At 66.0% G+C, this 23,003-nt stretch carries 27 protein-coding genes and 1 tRNA gene; 21 read left to right on the forward strand and 7 right to left on the reverse strand.

Annotated features, from left to right (window positions below):
• The first annotated feature begins 41 nt into the window (after nucleotides 1–41).
• The 11 genes from V0Z78_RS11885 to V0Z78_RS11935 all read left to right on the forward strand — a co-directional run bounded on the left by V0Z78_RS11885 (nucleotide 42) and on the right by V0Z78_RS11935 (nucleotide 8,777).
• Nucleotides 42–275 (forward strand): hypothetical protein, encoded by a 234-nt coding sequence (locus V0Z78_RS11885; RefSeq protein WP_336344848.1) that lies wholly within the window; start codon nucleotides 42–44, stop codon nucleotides 273–275.
• Nucleotides 276–308: 33 nt separating this feature from the next.
• Nucleotides 309–1,358, forward strand: a complete 1,050-nt coding sequence (locus tag V0Z78_RS11890) for a glutathione S-transferase family protein (protein WP_336344849.1) — start codon at nucleotides 309–311, stop codon at nucleotides 1,356–1,358.
• A 39-nt stretch (nucleotides 1,359–1,397) separates the two neighbouring features.
• The gene (locus V0Z78_RS11895) at nucleotides 1,398–2,684 is read left to right on the forward strand and encodes an FAD-dependent monooxygenase (protein ID WP_336344850.1); all 1,287 of its coding nucleotides are present in this window, start codon (nucleotides 1,398–1,400) and stop codon (nucleotides 2,682–2,684) included.
• Between the two features lie 17 nt (nucleotides 2,685–2,701).
• On the forward strand, nucleotides 2,702–3,178 hold the full coding sequence (locus V0Z78_RS11900) for a redoxin domain-containing protein (RefSeq protein ID WP_336344851.1): 477 nt from the start codon (nucleotides 2,702–2,704) through the stop codon (nucleotides 3,176–3,178).
• A gap of 51 nt (nucleotides 3,179–3,229) precedes the next feature.
• A complete protein-coding gene (locus tag V0Z78_RS11905) occupies nucleotides 3,230–4,048 on the forward strand; it encodes an HD domain-containing protein (protein WP_336344852.1) in 819 nt (272 codons plus the stop codon).
• Between the two features lie 83 nt (nucleotides 4,049–4,131).
• Entirely contained in the window at nucleotides 4,132–5,307 is a 1,176-nt protein-coding gene (locus tag V0Z78_RS11910) for an inorganic phosphate transporter (RefSeq protein ID WP_336344853.1), read from the forward strand.
• Between the two features lie 96 nt (nucleotides 5,308–5,403).
• Nucleotides 5,404–7,188 carry an SLC13 family permease gene (locus V0Z78_RS11915; protein WP_336345184.1) on the forward strand — a complete coding sequence of 595 codons (1,785 nt, stop codon included), beginning with the start codon at nucleotides 5,404–5,406 and terminating at the stop codon, nucleotides 7,186–7,188.
• Between the two features lie 29 nt (nucleotides 7,189–7,217).
• Complete coding sequence (locus V0Z78_RS11920) at nucleotides 7,218–7,496, forward strand: hypothetical protein (protein WP_336344854.1); 279 nt, start codon at nucleotides 7,218–7,220, stop codon at nucleotides 7,494–7,496.
• A gap of 48 nt (nucleotides 7,497–7,544) precedes the next feature.
• Nucleotides 7,545–7,940, forward strand: coding sequence for a universal stress protein (locus V0Z78_RS11925; protein ID WP_336344855.1), 396 nt, complete (start codon nucleotides 7,545–7,547; stop codon nucleotides 7,938–7,940).
• Between the two features lie 51 nt (nucleotides 7,941–7,991).
• Entirely contained in the window at nucleotides 7,992–8,189 is a 198-nt protein-coding gene (locus V0Z78_RS11930; protein ID WP_336344856.1) for a hypothetical protein, read from the forward strand.
• 84 nt (nucleotides 8,190–8,273) lie between these two features.
• On the forward strand, nucleotides 8,274–8,777 hold the full coding sequence (locus V0Z78_RS11935) for a DUF2243 domain-containing protein (protein ID WP_336344857.1): 504 nt from the start codon (nucleotides 8,274–8,276) through the stop codon (nucleotides 8,775–8,777).
• Here V0Z78_RS11935 and V0Z78_RS11940 read toward each other — a convergent pair.
• Both V0Z78_RS11940 and V0Z78_RS11945 read right to left on the reverse strand, forming a co-directional pair.
• Nucleotides 8,755–9,819: an iron transporter gene (locus V0Z78_RS11940; protein ID WP_336344858.1), complete on the reverse strand. Its 1,065-nt coding sequence runs from the start codon at nucleotides 9,817–9,819 to the stop codon at nucleotides 8,755–8,757. The two genes, V0Z78_RS11935 and V0Z78_RS11940, sit on opposite strands and share 23 nt — an antisense overlap.
• 64 nt (nucleotides 9,820–9,883) lie before the next feature.
• Entirely contained in the window at nucleotides 9,884–10,189 is a 306-nt protein-coding gene (locus V0Z78_RS11945; RefSeq protein ID WP_336344859.1) for a hypothetical protein, read from the reverse strand.
• A 151-nt stretch (nucleotides 10,190–10,340) separates the two neighbouring features.
• On the opposite strand from V0Z78_RS11945, the gene V0Z78_RS11950 reads away from it, so the two are divergent.
• Both V0Z78_RS11950 and V0Z78_RS11955 read left to right on the forward strand, forming a co-directional pair.
• On the forward strand, nucleotides 10,341–10,829 hold the full coding sequence (locus tag V0Z78_RS11950) for a DUF2062 domain-containing protein (RefSeq protein WP_336344860.1): 489 nt from the start codon (nucleotides 10,341–10,343) through the stop codon (nucleotides 10,827–10,829).
• A gap of 159 nt (nucleotides 10,830–10,988) precedes the next feature.
• Nucleotides 10,989–11,510 (forward strand): OsmC family protein, encoded by a 522-nt coding sequence (locus V0Z78_RS11955; RefSeq protein WP_336344861.1) that lies wholly within the window; start codon nucleotides 10,989–10,991, stop codon nucleotides 11,508–11,510.
• A 29-nt stretch (nucleotides 11,511–11,539) separates the two neighbouring features.
• On the opposite strand, the gene V0Z78_RS11960 is transcribed toward V0Z78_RS11955, so the two are convergent.
• Nucleotides 11,540–11,704 (reverse strand): hypothetical protein, encoded by a 165-nt coding sequence (locus V0Z78_RS11960; protein ID WP_336344862.1) that lies wholly within the window; start codon nucleotides 11,702–11,704, stop codon nucleotides 11,540–11,542.
• A gap of 808 nt (nucleotides 11,705–12,512) precedes the next feature.
• Here V0Z78_RS11960 and V0Z78_RS11965 point away from each other — a divergent pair.
• On the forward strand, nucleotides 12,513–14,225 hold the full coding sequence (locus V0Z78_RS11965) for a multicopper oxidase family protein (protein WP_336344863.1): 1,713 nt from the start codon (nucleotides 12,513–12,515) through the stop codon (nucleotides 14,223–14,225).
• Nucleotides 14,226–14,550: 325 nt separating this feature from the next.
• Here the strand turns inward: V0Z78_RS11965 and V0Z78_RS11970 are convergent.
• Nucleotides 14,551–14,621: transfer RNA gene (locus tag V0Z78_RS11970), tRNA-Gly, on the reverse strand.
• Between the two features lie 254 nt (nucleotides 14,622–14,875).
• Here V0Z78_RS11970 and V0Z78_RS11975 point away from each other — a divergent pair.
• Complete coding sequence (locus tag V0Z78_RS11975; protein ID WP_336344864.1) at nucleotides 14,876–16,027, forward strand: D-glucuronyl C5-epimerase family protein; 1,152 nt, start codon at nucleotides 14,876–14,878, stop codon at nucleotides 16,025–16,027.
• Nucleotides 16,028–16,044: 17 nt separating this feature from the next.
• Here V0Z78_RS11975 and V0Z78_RS11980 read toward each other — a convergent pair whose 3' ends face one another.
• Nucleotides 16,045–16,695 (reverse strand): class I SAM-dependent methyltransferase, encoded by a 651-nt coding sequence (locus V0Z78_RS11980; RefSeq protein ID WP_336344865.1) that lies wholly within the window; start codon nucleotides 16,693–16,695, stop codon nucleotides 16,045–16,047.
• A 125-nt stretch (nucleotides 16,696–16,820) separates the two neighbouring features.
• On the opposite strand from V0Z78_RS11980, the gene V0Z78_RS11985 reads away from it, so the two are divergent.
• The 6 genes from V0Z78_RS11985 to V0Z78_RS12010 are packed head-to-tail and all read left to right on the forward strand — an operon-like array spanning nucleotide 16,821 to nucleotide 21,082.
• Complete coding sequence (locus V0Z78_RS11985; RefSeq protein ID WP_336344866.1) at nucleotides 16,821–17,294, forward strand: DUF5793 family protein; 474 nt, start codon at nucleotides 16,821–16,823, stop codon at nucleotides 17,292–17,294.
• A gap of 54 nt (nucleotides 17,295–17,348) precedes the next feature.
• Complete coding sequence (locus V0Z78_RS11990) at nucleotides 17,349–18,704, forward strand: phosphohexomutase domain-containing protein (protein WP_336344867.1); 1,356 nt, start codon at nucleotides 17,349–17,351, stop codon at nucleotides 18,702–18,704.
• A gap of 33 nt (nucleotides 18,705–18,737) precedes the next feature.
• Entirely contained in the window at nucleotides 18,738–19,130 is a 393-nt protein-coding gene (cdd, locus tag V0Z78_RS11995; protein WP_336344868.1) for a cytidine deaminase, read from the forward strand.
• Between the two features lie 39 nt (nucleotides 19,131–19,169).
• On the forward strand, nucleotides 19,170–19,376 hold the full coding sequence (locus V0Z78_RS12000; protein ID WP_336344869.1) for a hypothetical protein: 207 nt from the start codon (nucleotides 19,170–19,172) through the stop codon (nucleotides 19,374–19,376).
• Complete coding sequence (locus V0Z78_RS12005; protein WP_336344870.1) at nucleotides 19,373–20,215, forward strand: BKACE family enzyme; 843 nt, start codon at nucleotides 19,373–19,375, stop codon at nucleotides 20,213–20,215. The genes V0Z78_RS12000 and V0Z78_RS12005 overlap by 4 nt, the downstream gene beginning before the upstream one ends.
• Nucleotides 20,216–20,260: 45 nt before the next feature.
• Entirely contained in the window at nucleotides 20,261–21,082 is an 822-nt protein-coding gene (locus V0Z78_RS12010; protein WP_336344871.1) for a nucleoside phosphorylase, read from the forward strand.
• Nucleotides 21,083–21,232: 150 nt separating this feature from the next.
• On the opposite strand, the gene V0Z78_RS12015 is transcribed toward V0Z78_RS12010, so the two are convergent.
• Both V0Z78_RS12015 and V0Z78_RS12020 read right to left on the reverse strand, forming a co-directional pair.
• Nucleotides 21,233–22,384, reverse strand: coding sequence for an NAD(P)/FAD-dependent oxidoreductase (locus tag V0Z78_RS12015; protein WP_336344872.1), 1,152 nt, complete (start codon nucleotides 22,382–22,384; stop codon nucleotides 21,233–21,235).
• 69 nt (nucleotides 22,385–22,453) lie between these two features.
• The gene (locus tag V0Z78_RS12020) at nucleotides 22,454–22,987 is read right to left on the reverse strand and encodes an Rrf2 family transcriptional regulator (protein WP_336344873.1); all 534 of its coding nucleotides are present in this window, start codon (nucleotides 22,985–22,987) and stop codon (nucleotides 22,454–22,456) included.
• Between the last annotated feature and the right edge of the window lie 16 nt (nucleotides 22,988–23,003).

Consider the following 23,003-nt stretch of genomic DNA (forward strand, 5'->3'; position numbering starts at 1 on the left):
GGGTCGCCACCACTTATGCGGACGGCGAACGAACCTCGGCTATGGAGCTGATCGGCCGGACGCTTTCACCGTCGCTGGCCTGTCTGAACTGTGGGAAACCGATCGACCCCGACGGAGGTATCTACGTCGAGACCGACTCGAACGAGCTTCGACCCGTCTGTCCGGAACACGCCGACGAGGCGGTGGGAGTGACCGTCGAACGACGCTCGAGACCCGAGAACGAGGAGCAGTGGGACGAGTGGTACGTGATCACCTCCGTCCCCGACGCCGGGTGATCGACTTTTCCCCGCTGAAGCCGTAAGGCGTACATGAACCAGTTGGTCGACGGCGAGTGGCGCACCGACGCCTACGAGACGACGAACGACGACGGTGCGTTCGAGCGCCAGGAGTCGACGTTCCGTGACTGGATCGGCGAGGCGCCGCCAGCCGACGAGGGCGAGAGCGGCCGAGGTCCGCGCGAGGACGACGAGTCCGACGATGAGTTCCCCGCCGAGGCCGGACGATACCACCTCTACGTCTCGTACGCCTGCCCGTGGGCCCACCGTACCCTGATCGCTCGATCGCTGAAGGGGCTCGAGGACGCGATCTCGGTCTCGGTCGTCGATCCCTATCGGGACGAGGACGGCTGGCAGTTCACCCCCGAGAAGGAGGGCTGCACCGTCGATCACGTCCACGGCGCGGACTACCTCCGCGAGCTCTACGTCCGTGCGGATCCCGACGCGACCTGCCGGGTGACGGTGCCCGTCCTCTGGGACAAGAGGGAAGGGACCATCGTCAACAACGAGTCCAGCGAGATCCTCCGGATGCTCGACACCGCCTTCGAGGCGTACGCGACCCGCGACGTCGACCTCTACCCGGAGGGCTACCGAGAGGAGGTCGACGAGATCATCGACGCGATCTACGAGCCGATCAACAACGGCGTCTACCGCGCGGGCTTCGCGGGCTCCCAGGAGGCCTACGACGAGGCGATCGACGACCTCTTCTCGGCGCTCGATCACTGGGACTCGGTTCTCGAAGACCAGCGGTATCTCGCGGGCGATCGGCTCACCGAGGCCGACGTCTGCATGTTCACCACGCTGATCCGCTTCGATCAGGTGTACCACACCCACTTCATGTGCAACGTCCGAGCGATCCACGAGTACGAGAACCTCTGGCCGTACCTGCGGGACCTCTATCAGACCCCCGGCGTCGCCGAGACGGTGGACATGGAGCACATCAAGGAGCACTACTACACGACCCATCCGGACGTCAACCCCTCGCGAATCGTCGCACGCGGACCCGATCTGGATCTCGATGCACCCCACGATCGTGACCGGCTCGACGGGGAGCCGCCCGAAGCGCTCGCTCCCCTCCAGTAGGCGGCGCGTTGAAGCACGAGCGGTGCGTTACCGACTGCCATGGAGGCGGATCTCGAGACGGACGTCGTGGTCGTCGGGGCGGGGCCCGGCGGTTGCGTGCTGAGCTACCTGCTCGCGCGAAGCGGCATCGAGACGATGTTGCTCGAGCGCCACGCGACGCTCGATCGTGAGTTTCGCGGCTACCTGTTCCAGCCGCTCGCGCTGGAGTGCTTCGAGGGGATGGGACTGCTCGAGGAGGTCCTCGAACTGGAGCACGAACGGGTCCGCCGACCCGAGGTGTCGATCTACGGCCGTTCCTACGCGGCGATCGACTTCGAGGCGCTGTCGGGTCCGTACGACTACGCGCTGTTGATGGAGCAGCCGGCGCTGTTGCGTCTGCTGATCGAACGTGCCGCGGACTACGAGGGCTTCGAGTACCACGACCGGATCCCGGTACGGAATCTGCTGTACGAGGAGGGGCGCATCGCGGGCGTGCTCGCGACGAACCGCCGGACGGGCGAGGCGGTCCGGATCCGCTCACGAGTCGTCGTCGGCGCGGACGGCCGGTACTCCACGGTCAGGACCGCCGCGGGGATCGATCCCGGCCGGTTCGAGTCGAAGCTCGATCTGTTGTGGCTCAAACTCCCCGCCTCCGCCGTCGAGAACGCCGCACGGGGCCACTACGGCGACGCCGGCCTACTGTTGTACTTCGGGCTCGGCGGCGGCGAGGCCCAGGCCGGCTGGTTCATCCCTCGCGGGAGCTACCCCGATCTACGCGAGCAGGGTATCGAGGCGTTCCGCGAGCGGATCTCGACCGTGGATCCCGCACTCTCGGATGTGCTCCCGAACGCCCTTCGAGGGTTCGAGGACTGCAGCCTGCTCCGGATCGAGCCGGGGCTGAGTGAGCGGTGGGTCGATGACGGACTCCTGCTGCTCGGCGACGCCGCCCACGTCGCCTCGCCGATCGGCGGCCAGGGAAACGGGCTGGCGATCGCGGACGCAGTCGTCGCCCACGCGACGATCGCCCGCGCGCTCTCGCTCGACGCGAGCGACGGACCGATCCCCCTTGGGGCGCTCGCGCACTACGAAACGCGGCGGCGGCCCGCCGTCGAGCGGGTAGTGAGGGTTCAGCGCCGGCTCGAGAGGGCGTTGACGGCGCTCGTGCTCTACGGCCCTCGCCTGCCCGCGCGGCTCGCTCGACCCCTGCTCCGGACGGCGCTCCCCCTCGCCCCGAGGAGCCCGCAGGCCCGCCGAACCGCGGAGCTGTTCGCGTATGGGCCGGAGCCCGTCACCGTCGACGACTCGTGGTTCGTCGATCGGGAAGCACAACCGACTTCCGGGCGGTGACCGTAACACCGGACGATATGGTCGACGAAGGCGACGAGGCGCCCGACTTCACCGCACCGCTCGCCCACGACGGGGTCGAACCGTTCACGCTCTCGGAGAACCTCGGGGACGACCCGGTCGTCCTCGCGTTCTTCCCGGGGGCGTTCACGAGCGTCTGTACCTCCGAGATGGCCACGTTCCAGGAGGAGCTCGACGCCTTCGAGGAGGCCGGCGCGACCGTCTACGGGATCAGCGTCGACTCGCCGTTCTCGCTCAACGAGTTCCGCGAGCAGGAGGGGATCGAGTACGGGATGATCAGCGACACGAACAAGGAGGTCATCGACGCCTACGACGTTCGGATGGACTTCGCCGACATGGGCTACGAGGGCGTCGCCAAGCGGGCGATCTTCGTCCTCGACGGCGACGGCGAGATCACGTACAAGTGGGAGAGCGACGATCCCGGCGTCGAACCCGACTACGCCGAGGTCGCCGAGGCCGCCAGCGCCGCCGCGTAGCTCCGTCCGAGCGACCTGAAGGGTTTTCTATCCGGCACCCCGACGACCCGTATGAACGACCCGGCGCAGACGGCCGGCAACGGCCGAACCTACGACCCCGACGCGGAGCACGCCTTTCCGGACGAACGCGTCAACGAGGTGCTCGAATACGTCGACGACGACGAGGAGATCCGGACGTATCTGAAGGCCCAGAACGTCAATCCCGTCGCGAGGAAACAGTACAACGACCACGGCGAGAAGCACATCGAGATCGTTCGCAACCGGGCGCTCTGTCTGTACGACCTGCTCAAGCGCGGCGGCGTCGAGTTCAACGGCGCAGCCCAGCAGGGACTCGACGAGGCCGACGAGGCGGTGATCGTCGCGCTCGCGGCGGTGCTCCACGACATTGGTCACGTCGTCCACCGCGACGAGCACGCCTACTACTCGATCCCGCTGGCGGCGGACGTTCTCGATCGGATCCTGCCGGAGTTCGGCTTCTACGACGTCGCCGAGCGCGTCCGCGTGAAGGGCGAGGTGCTCCACGCCATCCTCTGTCACCACACCGAGGAGACGCCGCTCACGCTCGAGGCGGGCGTGATCCGCGTCTGTGACGGCCTCGACATGGAGCGGGGACGCTCGCGAATCCCCTACGAGAAGGGCGGACGCGGCATCAACACCGTCTCCAGCCAGGCGATCGAGCGCGTCTCGCTCCAGGAGGGAGAGTCGACCCCGGTCCACGTCGAGATCGAGATGACCGACGCCGCCGGCGTCTACCAGGTCGATACGCTGTTGAAGTCGAAGCTCCGGGACTCGGGGCTCGAGGAGTACGTCCGGATCGTCGCGTTGAACACGAGCGAGCAGGACGAACTGGTCGCCCGGATCGAACTGTAGTCACGGGACGGCGAACCGTCGAACCACCCCGACGGCGAGTGCGGATGGCACGCCTTATCCGATATCGACCCGTCGATCGAGCCATGAGCGGAGTTCTTCTCCTCGTCGGTCTCGTCGTGGCGGTGTTCGTCGGCTACAACATCGGCGGCTCATCGACGGGCCCCGCCTTCGGTCCCGCCGTCGGCGCGAACGCCATCTCGAAGGTCGGCGCGGCGGCCCTGATGACGGTCTTCTTCTTCGTCGGTGGCTGGACGATCGGCCGCGAGGTCGTCCTGACGCTCGGCGGTGAGATCGTCCCCGGTGCGCTGTTCACGCTCGAGGTCAGCATCGTCGTCCTCTTCTTCATCGGCGGTGCGCTGTTCGTGGGCAACGTCTTCGGCGTCCCGGCCTCGACCTCGATGAGCGCGGTCGGCTCGATCGCCGGCCTCGGCATCGCGACCGGCGAACTCAACTGGGAGACGATGGGCGTGATCGTCTCGTGGTGGATCGTCGCGCCCGTGATCGCCTTCTGGGTCAGCGGCGTCATCGGGCGGTACTTCTACTCCACCATCAACCGGATGGTCGCGATCCCCCAGACCGAGGAGCCGACGTTCGTCCTCGATCGCTCCGGTACGATCCCGCAGATAACCACCAGCGAGGGGACCGATACCCGGGAGGCGGTCGGCACACTCGTTCTGATCGTCATCGGCTGTTACATGGCGTTCAGCGCCGGCGCCAGCAACGTCGCGAACGCGGTCGCGCCGCTGGTGGGTAGCGGCGAACTGGCGATGAACCCCGCGATCCTACTCGCAGCCGCGGCGACGGGGCTCGGCGCCTTTACCATCGCCCGTCGCACCCTCGAGACGCTCGGTAACGACATCACCGACCTCCCGCTGACGGCGGCGATCGTCGTCGCAATCGTCAGCGCGACGATCATCTCGCTGCTCTCGGCGGCGGGCATCCCCGCGAGCTTCGTCGTCGTCGCCACGATGAGCATCATCGGGCTCGGCTGGGGCCGGGCGACCCGGACGACGACCATCTCCGACAGCGTCCGAGGGCAGCGCGAGACCAACGTCTCGGTCGGCGCGCTGGCGGCCGACCAGGAGGGCGAACGGCTACCGAAGATCGGCGACGAGGAGCCCGGGGAGATCCCCGCCGCCTCGGACCTGTTCGACCCGGCGACGACCGGGCGCGTCATCCTACTTCAGAACTTCGTTCCGGCGCTCGCGACCGTCGGCGCGTACCTCACCTTCCGGTTCGTTCCCCTCTTCGGTTTCTGAGGATCGGCATGTATTTTCGACCGGCAGCTCTCCGTCCAGAACGTGTTCGAGCACGTCGTGTCGCTGCAGATCGGGGTGGGGCCGATGGCGCCGGGGATGCTCGTCGTCTTCGGGATCGTCCTCCTCGCGCTGGTGTTCTTCGTCCTCGAACCGGTGCCGATCGACGTCACCGCGATCGGGATCATCGTCGTGCTGGTCGCGCTCGAGCCCTGGACGACGATCTCCCCCGAGGACGGCGTCGCGGGCTTCTCCAGTCCGGCGACGGTCACCGTCCTCGCGATGTTCATCATCAGCGAGGGGGTGCGTCGGACGGGCGTCGTCCAGCGGATCGGCGACTGGATCGTCGAGGCCACCCGCGGCGATCCCCGACGCCAGCTCGCGGCCGTTATCGGGCTCTCGGGGGGATCGGCGGGGTTCATCAACAACACCCCGGTCGTCGCGATCATGATCCCGATGGTGATGAACATCGCAAAGCAGACCCGAACCTCGCCGTCGAAGCTGCTCCTTCCCGTCTCCTTCGCCTCGATGATGGGCGGGACCTTGACGCTGATCGGCACCTCGACGAACATTCTCGCGAGCGACGTCTCCGCACGGCTGCTCGATCGCCCGTTCTCGATGTTCGAGTTCACCGCGCTCGGCGTGCTCGTGCTCGTCACCGGCGTCGTCTACCTCCTCCTGGTCGCGGATCGACTCATTCCCGAGCGGATCCAGCCCGAAGAGGAGCTCATCGAGGAGTACGAGATGGCCGACTACCTCACGGAGGTGCTCGTTCGGGAGGACTCGCCGCTGGTGGGCATGACCGTCGAGAGGACGCTCGAGGAGCTAGAGTTCGACGGCGACATCGTCCAGGTGATCCGCCACGGCGAGGCGTTCATCGAGCCACTCGCACGAAAAGAGCTGCGCGAGGGCGACGTGCTGATGCTCCGGACCGACCGGGCGACGCTGGTCGATCTGATCGACGCGGAGGAAGTCGATCTGCTACCCGAGGTACAGCTCCACGACGCGGACCTCGAACGGGCCGAGGAGGCGCGCAACCTCGTCGAGGTGGTGGTCCTGCCGGACACGGCGCTGGTCGGCGAGACGCTCAACAGCCTCAACTTCCGCCAGCGCTACGACGCGACGGTGCTCGCGATCCGTCGCGGCGGCGAGGTCATCCGCCAGCGAATGGACAAGACGCCACTCAGGGGCGGCGATACCCTGTTGATCCAGGCGCCCGAGGAGACGATCACTCGACTCGACCGCGACCGGGCGTTCGTCGTCGCCGACGAGATCGTTCGCCCGGAGTTCCGGACCGGAAAGCTGCCGATCGCCATCGTCATCGTCGCCGGGGTGGTCGCGCTCGCCGCGCTCGAGGTGTTCCCGATCCTCATCACCGCGCTCGCCGGGGTGGTCGCGATGGTCGCGACCGGCTGTCTCAGGCCGACCGAGATGTACGAGGCCGTCGACTGGAACGTGATCTTCCTGCTCGCGGGCGTCATCCCGCTGGGCGTGGCGATGGAGCGTACCGGCGGTGCCGAGTGGATCGCCTCGTTGGTCGTCTCGGGCTCGTCGACGCTTCCTGCGATCGCCGTGTTAGGCGTGTTCTACCTGCTGACCGCGCTTCTGACGAACGTCGTTAGCAACAACGCGAGCGTCGTCCTCATGATTCCCGTCGCCGTCGACGCTGCGGCAGCGATCGGCGCGAACGCGTTCTCGTTCGTGCTCGCGGTCACCTTCGCCGCCTCGACGGCCTTCATCACGCCGATCGGCTACCAGACGAACCTGATGGTCTACGGTCCCGGCGGCTACCGCTTCAGCGACTTCGCTCGCCTCGGCGCGCCGCTTCAGTTGCTACTCGCGGTCGTCACGACGCTCGGCATCGCCGCCATCTGGGGCGTCTGAACGCGAAGCTATCGTCGCCAGCGTCGGACGTGCTCGGTCTCGTCCACCCGGACGCCGGTCTCGTCCGTCGTCCGGATCCAACGGACGAACGGCCGGAGGCGATCCGCGTTGCGAAGCGCCTCGATCGTGTCGTACTCCCGTTTGAGCTCGGCGTGGGTGAAGCTCGCGTGGACCTGCTGATGACAGGGCTTGCACAGCTGCGCGGTGGGACTCTCCGTTCGGTTCTTCGGGACGAGGTGGTGGATCGTGGTCTCGATCGACCGCCCACGGAGTTCAATATCAATAACGGAACGAAGGCGCGGGACTAAAACTCCGCTCCGGCGCCCTTTTTACCGTCGGAGGGCGTCGGGACGCGTATGCACGTGCTCGTCCCGATCGACGGCTCGGAGAGCAGCCTCAACGCGCTGGAGTTCGGCGCGCTGTTCGCCCGGGAGTTCGAGGCCGACCTCGACGTCGTCCACGTTACCAACGAACGGACCGCCGACACAGAGGAGCTGTTCGAGCGCGCCCGAGCCCTCCTCCGGGACGTCGGCGTCGATAGCGAGCCCGAGGCGGTCATCGACGACGTCGTTACCGAATCGGAGGCCGCACGCAAGGTCGGCCGACGGCTCATCGCGCTCGCCGACGAGCGGGACTACGACCACGTCGTGATGGGTCGGGAGTCGGGCGGCCGGCTCGAGCGGTTCGTCGTCGGCAGCGCGAGCGAGACGCTCGTCGAGGAGAGTGACCTGCCGTTGACGCTCGTCCCCTGACTCGCTCGAGACCCGACCACCGCCCGTACCGGCCCGACTCGTGACCGCTCGATGACCGGCGGCGATAGCGGTCTCGCGAACGCTCGTGCTCACGAACCGGATCGAGTACTACCCCCGAAGGCCGCCCTCCCCGAGCGTCGTCGGGAGAACTGGGACGTCCTCGATCTCGAGCTGAGCGGAGCGATGGAGCGGATCTTCGAAGCGCATATCGGCCTCGACGAGGAGCGCCGGTCGCTGCTCGGCTACTGACCGAACCCCGTGGTTCGTGGCGAACGAACCTCGCCGTGCACGGGCCTGCCACAGGTTTTTGCCGAGGACGGCCGAACCGCCTTCATGAGCGATACGGTCGACGACCACCGCCGATCGCTGCTGGTGTGGGGTGGCGTCCTCGGCTTCGGTCTGGGCGCGCTGGTCGACGTGATGGTCTTCCATCAGGTCTTCCAGACCCATCACCTGTTGTCGAGCTTCTACGACCCGATGACCTACGACGGACTGCGGACGAACGTCATGTTCGACGGGCTGTTCTCGCTGGCGATGCTCGGAATCGCGGGCGTCGGGATGGTGATGCTCTGGCGGACGGTGAACCGCGCGACCCGACCCCTCCCCTCGCTCGTCGTCGTCGGCGGGGGCCTCGTCGGCGCCGGGGTCTTCAACGTCTACGACGGGATCGTCGACCACTACCTGCTGGGCCTGCACGACGTGGTCCACGGCACCGAGGCGTACAACCCCCACTGGGTCGTCGTCAGCCTGCTCATGCTCGGAGCGGGACTGGCCACCCTGTGGCTGGCCGAGCGCCGCGGCGGCAGGGCCACGGCTACCGAGAAGCCCGCGGACTGATCTCCGGTCGGTCGAAGAACGCCGTCTCGTACCCCTCGTGGCGCGTGAGCTGTGGCGGCGTCTCGACGGCGACCGTCAGTTCGGAGCGGGAGAACGGATCGACGACCGCCCCGTAGTGGTGGCCGAACGCGGGGTGGGTCGCCTCGTCGAGCGTCACCGACTCGATCCCCGTCCCCTCGCGATCGATCGCGGCCGAGAGCGAGCAGAACGGGAGCGGATACCCGTTGTAGCGCGTCCGCGGCGAGACGACCAGGTACCGACCCGACTCGTGGCTTGCCGTCGCCACGACGATCGCGTAGTCGTTCGCCACCGTGGCGTCGATCACCGTCGGGAGGGCGTCTGGCGACGGTGCCGTCGGAACCGGCGGATGGTCGTCCGAATCGCCGTGATCGTCATCGTCGCGATCCATCGGCTCGACGGCCCCGGGGCGGCCCCGGCGCGACTCCTCGAGGATCGTCCGATCGAGCGCCTCGATCTCTTCGGGATCGTACTCGAACCCGACTTCGAGCGACGCCGGCTCGAACCCTCCCTCGAACCCGCCGCGGTACTCGACGTCCCGCGGCACTACTCGAATCGTCGCGCGGTAGCTCCCGGCCGCGGGAAGCGAGACGTTATCACCGTAGTGGACGCCCATGCGCTGTGAGAGCATCGGCCAGAGCGTCCGGTCGACCGACCGCTCGTCGCTACGATCGATCGAGATCGACACCTCGGCGGGGAGGAGGCGGCGGGTGTCCGACTCCCGGACCGAGACCATGAGGTGGGCGGAGTGGGCGTCGCGCATCGCGATCTGGTTCGTCTCAGTGCCCGTGACCGTCCAGAACCGATGCGGGCGGGTCGCCGACAGCACGACCGAGTACGCGTCCGTGCTCACGCTCCCCCAGACGGCCATCCCGTCGGTCTTCGGCGGGACGTAGATCTCGTCGGGACGGTCGACGACGAGGTCCCGCCAGGCCGAGTCGGACCCGAGCGCGTCGAGACAGCCGGCCAGCGACGCTCCGCCGAGGAGGGCCATCGCCGATCGAAGAGCGTCGCGACGCTGCATGAGTAGTGGTCGGGCGGGAGGGGCCTATGGTCTCGGGTTGCGTAGTTCGGCGGTCTCCGGAGGATCAGTCGAGGCCGAGGCTCTCGAAGTCGAACCGGTCTTTCGCACGATCGAGCAGCGCGTCGATCCGGTCCTGGAACTCCTCGACCGAACGCTCGACGTAGTGGACGCGCTCCTTGGGGATGCGTCGCACGACGTCGTTGCCCTCGTCGTCCTCGCCGTACTTCACCTGCCAGTGGTCCTGAAAGTAGATGATGTACTCGTTGTCGACGGTGGCGTGTTCGGTCTCGCCGTCGGGCCGCTCAAAGACGATCGTCGCCTTTCCGAGCTCCGGATCCGGCATGTCGAGGTCGCCGTTCGATTCGGACATGGCTGTACCGACTCGCGCCAGCGTGAAAACGGTGGGGCTTGCTCCTCGTCCGGCGTCGTTTACGGTCCGCTGCCAGCGGCCGCGAGATCGGGACACGGGACGGCAGCGGAAGCCGGTACGTACTTCGGGGATCGGAGCGTAGAACGGGACCATGGCCGACAGCGTGGCCGAGGCGGTGCGATCCTACCGCGAGCGGATCCGAGCGGAGTTCGAGGCGGCGTTCGCGGAGGACCACACCCCGCACGAGGTTGGCGCCAGTTTCGGCATCGGCGTCTTCCTCACGGCGCTCCCGACGTTCGGACTAGGGCTGGTCGCGTTCGTCGTTCTCGTCGCCGTCTTCGACCGAATCAGCAAGGTCGCCATCTTCGCCTCGGTGGCGGTGTTGAATCCGGCGCTCAAGCCCTTCGTCTATCTCGGGAGCTACCGGATCGGCGATCGGCTCCTCGGAACGGGGTCGATCGGGTTCTTCGACGGCGGCCTCGGCACGGCGACTGACGCCACGCTCCGGCTGCTGGTGGGCAACGTCCTGCTCGCCGCCGTCCTCGCGGCGATCGGCTACGTCGGCGTTCGCCGGCTGACCGTGACGTACCGCCGGCGCGACATCGACGTCGTCGAGCGGCTGGTCGATCTCGACCCGTAGGCGTACGATCCGCGTCGAGGCCGTGGCCGCGTTCGGACGTCGATTCTCGGGACGGTCGTGACCGAGGACGAGACGACGACCTGGGCGGGTGGTCGCGGAGGTGCGGATCGGCGTCCCGACGCTAAGCGGTAAGTAGCAGCAGGTGATAGGATAAGGAGCATGTCAGAGAGTAACTTACAGGAGGAGCAGGCGCCGCTGAAGGAACGATACGAGGAGAACCCCGAGGAGGCCCGGATCACGCTCTCGGCGACCGGCGAGGAACAGGCCGACGTACGCTCCTGTAACGTCGACATCGGACGAGCGGTCTACGAGGCCGAACTCCACGAGGGCGCGGCGGGGCCGGGAACGGGTGCCTGTTCGGGCGATCTGCTGTTGGGGGCGTTGGCCGCGTGTGCACAGCTGACGGCGCAGGCGGTCGCGGACGCGTTCGACGCCGACGTCTCGATCGGGACGGAGGTGAGCGGCGACCTCGACCTCCGTGGGACGATGGGGATCGACCGGGACGTGCCGGTCGGGTTCGAGGAGATCAGGCTTGACGTGACCGTCGACGGGGAGATCGACGAGGAGACGGCCGCGGCGCTCCAGGAGTACACCGAACGCTACTGCGTGGTCTACCGGACGCTCGTCGAGTCCCCGGAGCTGGAGACGGCGTGGCGGTTCGAGCGAGACGAGGACGACTGACCGACGCGATCACCGGTGTTCGAGACTCCTCAGAGATACCCGAGATATCCACAGCCGTCACAGCGAAGGACGTCCCGCTCCTTTCGGACCCACCCCCCCTCACAGTGAGCGCACGGCCGGCCGGGCATTCGTTGTCGATAACGCTCGATCCGGTTCTCGAGCGCCTTCAGCTGCTTCTCCGCGGACGAGGTCATGCTATACGCTCATCGGGCCAGTAGCGGCAATCGGCTTCTGTTTTCAGAGGCAGGGTGTTGAAATAGTACGGCGTAACCGACCGTTCCTCGATCCGGTATGGTTCTGGAATTCGCGTCTCTAAGTGCGTTTTCCGCGCGAATACCACGATCCCGGAACGGTGCGTCGGCCGGGATTCGAACTCCGTGGGACGGTCGGTCCGCTTCGCTCGGCCGCTACGACTCGCGTGCTCGAATCCAACGCAGCGTGTTTCTGCTCGCATGAGTGCTCGCAGAGATGGCATGTCCGGTTCATCGAGAACTGCTCGACGCCGTCGCTCCTACTGTGGGTTGGATTCCGTCATCTCGCTCACCGATGTGATCCCCATCAAATACGTTTCTCCTGACTAATATTGGAAAATATAAGAGATGAAGCGAAAACCGATCTAGGCTTCGTGAACCAGTCGTAGGAACGGCCTCTATCCCTCCCATGAGATCTTAGCTAGTCTGATGTACTAATCGCTGACTCGACTCATATTCGGCTACTACTCGGAAACCGCCAGAAAATCCAATTCCGTTCCGTCTCCGATGAGAACCGATCAAAGGAGGGGACTCCCTCCTCGTAGCCGCCGAATCGAATGCCGCATTACCTGCAACGTAGTACGGACATACCACTACCCTCATTCGTTTTCTCGCCGAAGACTGCTTGGATCTATATTTGTATCGTCTTATATAATATATATCATGATTCCACGAAGTTTTATGTTAACGTCGAACGCAACCCTCCCGAGAGTATGAGTGGCACACTGGCGTCGAACGCAGAAGGTCAACGATGAACAACCCATCCAGGCGACGCGTGCTCAAAGTCGGCACCGCTCTGGGAATCACCGGCGTTCTCCCGTTCAATACCGGAACAGCACTCGCACGATCGTCTCCGGATCTCGAGAAGTTCGTTCAGCCGTTACCGATTCCAGACGTGAGAGAACCCGACGGCAAACGCGACGGTGCCGACTATTACGACGTCTCGGTGACCCAATTCACGCAAAGTCTCCACCCAGACCTTCCGGATACTACGCTCTGGGGGTTCGATGGGCAGTTCCCTGGACCGATCATCCATGCTCGCCGAAACGAGCGGATCAAGGTGCGCTTCGACAACAGTCATCTGCCTACGGATCACCTGCTGCCCGTTGACGAGCGGATCAGCGGAGCGAATCCCGATTACGATGGATCGCTTCCAGAAGTTCGAACAGTGACGCACTTCCACGGACTCAACGTCGAACCCGAAAGTGACGGTCAAGCCGAGATGTGGACCTCTCCTCAGGGAGTTACTGGTCCCCGATTCGTCAAGCACGTCCATGACATCCCGAACCGTCAATCCCGGCTAACATCGACGTACCACGATCACACGCTCGGTCTCAGTCGCCTCAACGTCTATGCCGGCCTGGTCGGTTTCTACTTCATCCGGAGTCAGGTAGAGGAGCAGCTCGACTTACCGAACGGCGAGTACGATATCCCCCTGCTGCTCCAGGACCGGACGTTCAACGAGGACGGGTCGTTACACTATCCGGAGTCCTTCGAACCGAACGTCGCCGGTGACACGGCCGTTATCAACGGCGCTGTTTGGCCGTCTCTAGAGGTGGAACCTCGTCGGTACCGTCTCCGGTTCATAAACGCATCGAACGGCCGGACGTACGATCTCCAGTTGGAGAAGGAATCCGGGACGAGCGTCCCGGTCCTGTATCAGTTCGCTGCCGGTCATGGGTTCTTGGAACGGGTGGTACCGATCGGTCCGGAGGGCGATCTCGACTCGCTGTTGCTCGGTGCGTTTGAGCGAGGGGACGTCATCGTCGACTTTTCCGATCATGCAGGCGAGACGTTCACCGTAACCAACGATGCTCCATTCCCGTTCAAGGGCCTCGATGATCGTGACGACCATGACGAGCACGACGATCCCGATGGGCACTCGGAGTCCGGTCCATCTCTCGATGAACTCCTGCAGATTCAGGTCACAGACTCCAGCGAGGCGTCAGAGGATACTGGCACGAATCCAACGGAACTGCGGCTACCATCGTCTTCTGAGATCGACGAACACGCCGCGAAGGAGACCCGGCGGTTGACAATGGACATGCAGATGGACGAAGGCCTGCATCTGCTGAACGGCCGGCGTTCCTACGAGGAGACGGTTATCAAACCGCAACTCGGGACAACTGAGGTCTGGGAGCTCGAAAACGACACCCATCACACTCACCCGATCCATCTCCACCTGGTGACGTTCGACGTACTCGGTCGTGGCCCGGACGGCAGTCACGACCCGGACCCGAACGAGCGGGTAGGAAAGGATACCGTGCGGGTCAATCCTGACGAGACGGTTCGAATCGCCGTTCAGTTCGGAGACTTTTCCGGCCAGTTTCCCTGGCACTGTCACGTTCTCGAACATGAGGATCACGATATGATGCGTCCGTTCGAGGTCGTGACGGGCGATGCCGACGAGACCGGTGAAAACCGGGAACAAGGCGCGCAAAACCGCCCCTTTCTCGACGGATAGATAGCCGACGAACACCAGGTCAAGTGTAGCCCCGCAACGAATCGAACGCCAGCGATCCTTCGTCGACCGCCTTTTACTGGAATTTCACTCGTGAGAGCTGTACACGCCATCTCAGAACGGGGATGGATCCCTAACCGACTGTATTTCCCGAATTAAACCGGGATGGTTTGGGCGCTCGGCTGGCCATCGGACGAACGTAGAATGCGCCGGCCGGGATTTGAACCGAGCCGAGACGATCGTCCTCCCTTCGTTCGAACGTTGCGACTCGTCGGGTTCAGAACCGCCGGCGTGACGCATTCGCTCGTCACGTCCGTTCCTCGCAGAATGCGCCGGCCGGGATTTGAACCCGGGCCATGAGCTTGGAAGGCTCAGGTCCTGCCACTAGACCACCGGCGCTTCGCTCACTTCGTTCGCTCGCGCCGAGACTCGCAAACCCGAAGGGTTTGCTCACCACCGGCACACGGCATCACACGGAACGTCAGCGGACGACGTTCTCGTTCGCACTCACATTTCTCGTGCCCCGGTTAAGGGCCTTACTGTTCCACCCGGGGATCCTCTCCGGCCGTCTCGTCCACTCTACCATTTATTTAGTTGTCAAAAGAACGAATATATGAACCAGTTATTAATTCGTGTCCGTTGTCATGAGTCGCATGAGAGACGGCTATTCGACACGACGACGGCTCCTCCGATCGCTCGGCGTCGTTGGGGTCCCGCTGACGGCGGGCTGTTCCGGCGAGACGGGGCCCACCAGGGAGAGCGAGACGACCGACGAAGTCAGAGCGGAAAACGAAGGAAACGAAACGGAACACGAGGAGCCAGAGTATCCCGACCGAGAGGAGATAAATGGCATACCAGTTTACAGAAGGAGGTATGAGCTGGCGGAGCTCCCGATCGAGGAGTGGCCCCAGTACGGCGAGGATCGGATCCTGCCGCCGTACTGCGAGTACCCCGACGCCGCGGTCGTCGACGAGGAGATTCCCGACCTTCGGACGAATACGGTGACGCTGTTCGACGTCGAGGACGACGAGGGCCATCACCCGCTTCGGACCGGCCGGACGATGATGCGCCTGGTCCACTGCTACCGCGAGAGCGACGACGAACGCTACCTCGAGAAGACCGAATCGATCTCCGAGGCGATGGTCGAGATCGCCACCGAGCAGGACGGCGCGCTCTACTTTCCCTATACGTTCGACTGGAGAAGCCCCGGCGGCGACCAGCCGCTTCAGGCACCGTGGTTCAGCGGGATGTCGCAGGGGGCCGTGCTCACCGCCTATGCTCACCTGTACGAGGCAACCGGCGACGACCACTACCGCCGGCTCGCGGATCAGGTGTTCCGCAGCTTCACGAACGTCCGGCGCACGACCGGCGACATATGGACGACGGTCGTCACCAGGACGCCGACGGAGTTCACCGATCCCGGGGACGACGGGCCCGGCCACTTCTGGATCGAGGAGTATCCGACCGAGCCGCCGAACCACGTGTTGAACGGGTTCGGCGTCGGGCTGTTCGGGCTCTACGATTACTGGCTCCACGTCGACCGCGAGGCCGGATACGACCCGCTGTGTGCGGCGCTCACCACCGTCGAGGACCACATCGAGGCGTACCGCGAGCCCGGCGAGATCAGCTGGTACGCCCTGAGCCGTGGTTTTCGCGGCAACGCCCACTACCACAGCACCCACATCAACCAGTTCGAGCTGCTCGCGAACCTCTCCGGCGAGGAGCGGTTCGCCGAGGCCGCGGAGACATTCAGGGATGACCACCCCTACGAGGAGTACCGGCCCGATCGACGTGATTGGGCCTGAACCCAGTCCCCTCGCTCTCAGTCCGCCGCCCGCACCGTCGCGTAGCAGTTCCCGCTCGAGAGCTCGAACGAGACCGTCTCCAACGCGCTGGTCGCGAGGTCGGCCTCGAACTCCGCCGGTGCGTAGATGTGGTAGAACCGAGGGACCGTCTCGCCGTCGGGGAGCGTCCAGTCGACGGTGGTGTCGAACCCTTCGCCGTTCGACCCTCGATCCGCGAACCGGCCGTGGGCGGTGCTCCACGCGCTCACCAGCGCTCGCCCGCCGGGTGCGAGCACCCGCGCGAGTTCGTCGAGGCTCGCCACCCGCGTCTCCCGTTCGGGGAGGTGATGGAGCGTCGCGACGTAGACTCCGACGTCGATACGCGACGAGCGGATCGGCAGCGAGGCGGCGTCGGCCTGCAGGAGTTCGACCGCAACGGCGCGTTCGCGTGCCCGACGGCGGGCCTCCTCCAGCAGCCCCCTGCTGAGATCCGCCCCCACGACGTGATCGACGCGCTCGGCGAGGAGTTCGGCGTGGCGTCCGTTGCCACAGCCGATGTCGAGTCCGACGCCTCCGGACGGACGGTCGCGAACGAACGCCTCGACCTCGGGCCAGGCGTACTCGCGGGTGGCGGCGAAGTGGCCCGCGATCCGATCGTACGTCCGCCGAAGGTCGCGCGGATCGTCCATGACCGGCGAGTCGCCGTCGGACGGGTAAACGCCTACGATCGATCGGGATCGACCGGGACGTCACGTCGGCTGATGGTGCTGCCGTTACGTTCTTACCCCCGCAGTTCATACGCTTCAACGATTGAATGAGGCGCGATTACTTCACGCTCGACGTCGGGGGGGTGGACTGGGTCGAAGGGGGTGGCGAGCCGGCGACGCCCACCGTCGTTATCGACTTCGAGGGACCGCCGGAGGAGTTCGAACGGCGTCTCACCAGCTTTGACGGCGATCTGCTCGGGGCCACAGAGACCGACGTCGCCCTGCGCCTCCAGTCCGACCTCGATGACGAGGAGGCGAGGGGGGTCGTGAGCGTCACCAACCGTGAGACCGGGGACTTCGTGCTCGAACTGAACGAGGACGCGGAGAACGTCCTGCAGTTCATCCGCGCGGCGCGCGCCTACGGCAAGGAGGCGAACGCCGACGAGGGTCGCTACCGGGTTCGCATCGAGGTCGACGGAGAGGAACTGGTTACCTACGACAAATCGACGTTCCTCGTCTACGATCGGGATGGGAACCTGCTTCGGCAGCACAGTCTGATCCCCAGCGGAATCGAACTCTAGTCCGCCCCGGTCGAAACGGCGAGGTCTATATGGCTGCCGTCGCAACTCGTTTCCATGCTTCGTTTCGGTACCGCGGGGATCCGCGGACCCGCCCGCGAGAAGGTGACGCCCGCGCGCTGTCTCGCGGTCGGTCAGGCCGCCGCCGCGGATGGCGAGGAGTTCGTTCTCGGACGTGACGGCCGCGAGACCGGTCCGGCGCTCGCCGACGCCGTAGCCGCCGGCCTCGAGAGCGCCGGCACACGGGTGATCCGGATCGGGGTCGTTCCGACCCCCGCGGTCGCGTTCGCCTCACAGGGTCGCCGGGGCGTGATGCTCACCGCCAGCCACAACCCGCCCGCCGACAACGGAATCAAACTGTTCGACGACGGCGTCGAGTACGACCGCGAGGCCGAACGCCGGATCGAGGAGCGCCTCGAAACCGGTACCGAACCGGCCGAGTGGGGCCGATGGGAGGACTCGATCGAGCGGGACGTCCTGGACGAGTATCGCCGATCCGTCCGAGAGTACGCCGAGCGTTTCGGCACCTCCACCGAGGGACTCCGGATCGCCGTCGACTGTGGAAACGGAATGGCGAGCCTGGCGACGCCCCAGGTGCTCTCGGATCTCGGCGCCTCCGTAACGGCACTCAACGCGAACGTCGACGGCCACTTTCCCGGCCGCGGCAGCAAGCCGACGCCGGAGACGCTCGCGGATCTGCGCGGCTTCCTCGCCGACGGCGAGTTCGACTTCGGGATCGGTCACGACGGCGACGCCGACCGGATCGTGATCGTCGACGGGAGCGGCGAGGTGGTCCACGAGGACACGATCCTCGCGATCCTCGCCGAGCGCTACGTCGCCGCGAGCGCCGCCGCCGATCCGGTGGTCGTGACGACGCCGAACGCCTCCGGACGGATCGACGAGCGCGTCGAGGCCGCCGGCGGGCGGACCGAACGCGTCCGTCTGGGAGCGCTTCACGAGGGGATCGCCCGGGTTCGCCGCGAGGGCGATGACGCGACGGCCGTCGTCTTCGCCGCCGAACCCTGGAAGCACGTCCACCCCGCGTTGGGCGGGTGGATCGACGGCGTCGCGAGCGCCGCAGTCCTCGCCCGACTGGTCGCGGAGGCCGGCGGGATCGTCCCCCTCCGGGAGCCCGTCTCGGAACGTCCCTACCGGAAGGTGGCGATCGACTGCCCCGACGAACGTAAGGACGCGACGATGCAGCGACTCGAGCGAACGCTCCCCGAGCGGTTCCCCCAGGCTGCGGTCGACACCTCCTACGGCGTGCGTCTCGAGTGGCCCGACGGCTCGTGGATCCTCGTCCGGCCCAGCGGCACCGAGTCCTACGTCCGGCTGTACGCGGAGAGCGAGGAGATCGACCCGCTGATCGAGGCGGCGAGCGAGGCGATCCGCCGGGCCGTCGCGAGCGAGTAGGCGGTTTATACGATCGAACCACGTATGACGACCATGGACGTCGAGGACCTCATCCAGGCCGCCCGCGAGATCCAGTCGGAGGCACACGTCCCCTACTCCGAGTACCGCGTCGGCGCAGCCCTCCAGACCGTCGACGGCACCGTCTTCGTCGGCTGCAACATCGAGAACGCGAACTACTCGAACAGCCTCCACGCCGAGGAGGTGGCCCTCTCGCAGGCGGTCGCCACCGGCCACCGCGACTTCTCGCGTATCGCGGTGAGTTCGGACCGGCGCGACGGGGTCACTCCCTGCGGGATGTGCCGACAGACCCTCGCGGAGTTCTGTGAGGAGTCGTTCGTCGTGATCACGGACAGCGGCGACGACTGGAAAGAGTACACGCTGGGGGAACTGCTACCGGAGACGATCACGCAGGAACACCTCGAGTAGCCCGGATAGCTTTTAGTCGACGGCCGTTCCCGTGGCGGTATGACCTGTCCGTACCTCGAGTACCGTTCCGAGGGTGACGGCCGCTCGTTCGAGACGGCGCGCGCCTACTGCAGCGCCGCGGGTCGGTTCGTCCAGCCGATGCGCGCCGATCTCTGTAACGATCGCTACGACCTCTCACACGCCGAGTGCGAGATCTATTTGAACCACGAAAGCGAGGAGAGCGACCGAAACGGGGACGAGCGATGAACTATCACGACTACCTCGCCGGTGAGCCGCTGATCGTCACCGTCGCGCCGACCGGCGGCGTCCACGGCAAGGAGGCCCATCCGAACCTCCCGGAGACGCCCGAAGAGGTCGCCGAGGCCGCGGCCGCCTGCGAGGAGGCCGGCGCGTCGATCGTCCATCTCCACGCCCGCCGCGGGAACGGCGAGCGCGCGTTCTCGCGCGAGCGGTTCCAGGCGCTCACCGAGGCGGTACGGGCGGCGACCGACGACGTCATCGTCCAGCACTCGACGGGCGGGACCGGCGTCCCCCTGGAGAAGCGGCTCGAACCCCTCCGGACGGATCCGGCGCCGGAGATGGCGAGTCTCGACATGGGGCCGGTCAACCGGTACCAGCACCTCACGAGCGAGAACCCGCGGGGAATGGTCGACGCGCTCCACGACGAGATGCAGGTACGAGGAATCAAACCCGAGATGGAGGCGTTCAACCCCGGCCACCTCAACGAGGTACACGCCTTCCTCGAGCGGGCCGACGTGGCCGACCCACCGTACGTGAACGTCCTCCTCGGCGGCGGGACGCTCACCGTTCCCCGTCCGCGAAACCTGTTCAACCTCGTCGAGAACCTCCCTGACGGAGCAGTCTTCAACACGCTCGCGACGGGCCGCCACCAGCTGCCGTTGACGACGATGGGGATCCTGCTGGGCGGGCACGTCCGCGTCGGCTTCGAGGACAACCTCCACTACCGCCGGGGCGAACGCGCCGAGAGCAACGCCCAGCTGGTCGAGCGCACCCGCGAGATCGCCGAACTGCTCGGTCGACCGGTCGCGACGCCCGCCGAGGCCCGCGAGATACTCGGGATCTGAGGCGAACGGCAGGCTATTTGGCCGTCCGTCGTGAACCCGCGGGGCATGGTCGAGGACAGCGAGGATCCCAGCGAGGAGACGCAGTACCACATCGACGTCGGCCCCGAGGACGTCGCCTCCTCCGTGCTGCTCCCGGGCAACCCCGAGCGCGTCGAGAAGATCACCGCCCACTGGAAGGACGCCGAGGAGCAGGGCAGTCACCGAGAGTACCGCACCGTCACGGGTAGCTACGAGGAGGTACCGATCTCGGTCACGTCGACGGGGATCGGCAGTCCCTCGGCTGCGATCGCCGTCGAGGAGCTAGCGAGGGTCGGCGCCGACACGTTCATCCGGGTCGGCTCCTGCGGCGCGATCCAGGAGGGGATGGCGGTTGGCGACCTGGTGATCACCACGGGCGCGGTCCGCCAGGAGGGAACGAGCGGGGAGTACGTCCGCGAGGATTACCCCGCGAGCGCCGATCACGAGGTCGTGTGTGCGCTCGTGGCCGCCGCCGAACGGCTGGGCTACGACTACCACACCGGGATCACGATGAGCGCCGATTCCTTCTACGCCGGCCAGGGACGCCCCGGGTTCGAGGGGTTCGAGGCGTCGGGTAGCGACGACCTCGTGGAGGCGCTCCGGGAGGCTAACGTGAAGAACATCGAGATGGAGGCGAGCGCGATCCTCACGATCGCGAACGTCTACGGACTGCGCGCGGGTGCGGTCTGCTCGGTCTACGCGAACCGCATCACCGGCGAATTCAGGACCGAGGGCGAGTCACGTGCCGCCGAAACCGCCTCGCTCGCGGTGGCGCTGCTCGCGCGGATGGACGAGGTGAAGGAGCGCGAGGGAGTCGAGAAGTGGCACGCGGGGCTATCGCTCGACTGATCTGATACCGTGTGCGGACGCGGCGAGCGAGTGGGAGCACGGGAGAGCAACGTTCTGCGGGAGGAGCGAGCCGCGCTTTTTGGTGCAGATTTTTGCGGCGAGTGGTTCGGTCACAGAGTGACCGAATCCCGAGCCGGAAAAAGGTGCGTTTTAGAGGTACTTCCAGGCACGCTTCGCACGCTTCGGCGAGGAGACGTCGGCGATCCAGCGGGCGGCGACGGCCTTCTTCAGCGTCTCGGCGCCGATCCAGCCGAACGTGTTGATCGGCAGCCCCTGGATGTCGTTCGCGACCGCCTCGTCGCCGATCGAGATGAGCGTCCCCTTGTCCTTGTACGTCCAGGTCTTCAGCGGTCGACCCTCGATCGCGCGCGCGACGTTCTCGCCGACGAGTTCGGCGGCCTGCCAGGCGGCCTGCGCGGTCGGCGGGGCGGGCGCCTCGCCCTGGTTGATCACGGCCGAGTCGCCAAGCGCGAAGACGCGCTCGTCGCTGGTCTGGAACGTCGACTCCGTGACGACGCGGTTGTGTTCCTTCTCGACGTTCGCACCCTCGAGCGCCTCGCGGCCGGTGATGCCGCCGGTCCAGACGAAGACGTCGTAGTCGAGAGGTTCGCCCTCGTCGAAGTGGATGGCCTCCTCGTCGGCCTCCGTGATGGGATCGTCGGTGAGGATCTCGATCTCCTTCTCGTTCAGGCGCTTCTTCACCGCACCCTGGAGTTCGGGGTCCTGACCGGGCATGATCTCGGGCAGCGCTTCGATCAGCGTCACCTCGATCGGCGCGTTGTGCTTGTCGCGGAACTCCGCGACCTCGCCGGCGCTCTGGATGCCCGACAGCCCCGCGCCGCCGATGGCGACCTGTGCGGGCTCCTCGCGCGTGGCCTCCCGGGCGGCCTCCTTGACCGAGCGGTGGATCTCGAGGGCGTCGTCGAGGCTCTTCAGCGTTAGCGAGTGCTCGTCGAGGCCGGGGATACCGTAGTAGGCCGTTGAGGAGCCGAGCGCCACGACCACGTAGTCGTACTCGACGTCGGTGCCGTCGTCGAGCGAGACGACGCGCTCGTCGGTGTCGACGTTCGTCACCTCACCCTCGAGGAAGCGGGTGCTGGGGGACTTGACCTCGGAGACGGGGATCTTGACGTGCTCCTGGACGCTCGGGTTGCGGATGACCCGGTGGGTCTCGTGGAGCACGAGGTGGTAGTCCGTCTCCGAGATCCAGGTGATCCGGGCGTCCTCTAGCTCGTCCTCGAGGGTCTGGACTGCGCCGGCACCCGCGTAGCCGGCACCGAGCACGGCGACCTCTGTAGTCATACCTCGCTCTGAGGTAGCCACCGATACAAAGGTGTTGAAACCCCCGCGCGGCTGTGAGCGGTTGACAGCCTAGTGCTCGGCGTCACCGACCGGCGCCTCCATGTCGTCGATCTGGAGGATGAGGATGTTGCCCGTGTCGTCCTTCCCGTCGACGGTGCCCTCGATGACGAGCTTCGAGAGCGGCGTCGGGCCGACGGTCACCGAGTCGCCCTCGTGGTACTCGCGGACCGACCCCTGGATGTGGATCTCCGCACGGCAGAGTTCGGGATGGTGGACGCTCGAGAGGTCGATCTCCACGACGTTTACGTCCTCGACGGACTCGCCGTTGTGCTGGAGCGGAACCGAGGCGGGCTCGTCCATCTGCTGGACGTCGAGCGCCTCGTAGGCGGTCGCCGTCGGTTTGTAGCCGCCCTTCGGACCCGGTACCCCTTCGACCAGCTGAAGCGCCTTCAGGCTCTGCATCTGGTTGCGGATCGTTCCGGGATTGCGATCGACCTCCGTGGCGATGTCCTCGCCCTTGACTGCGTCCTCGGCTTCCCGATGGAGATTGATCAACGCGGTGAGTATGGTCTTCTGGCTCGGCGTCAGTTCGATCGATGACATGGCCTGTCATTCGTGA

It is taken from the genome of Halalkalicoccus sp. CG83, assembly GCF_037081715.1.
Lineage (GTDB): Archaea > Halobacteriota > Halobacteria > Halobacteriales > Halalkalicoccaceae > Halalkalicoccus > Halalkalicoccus ordinarius.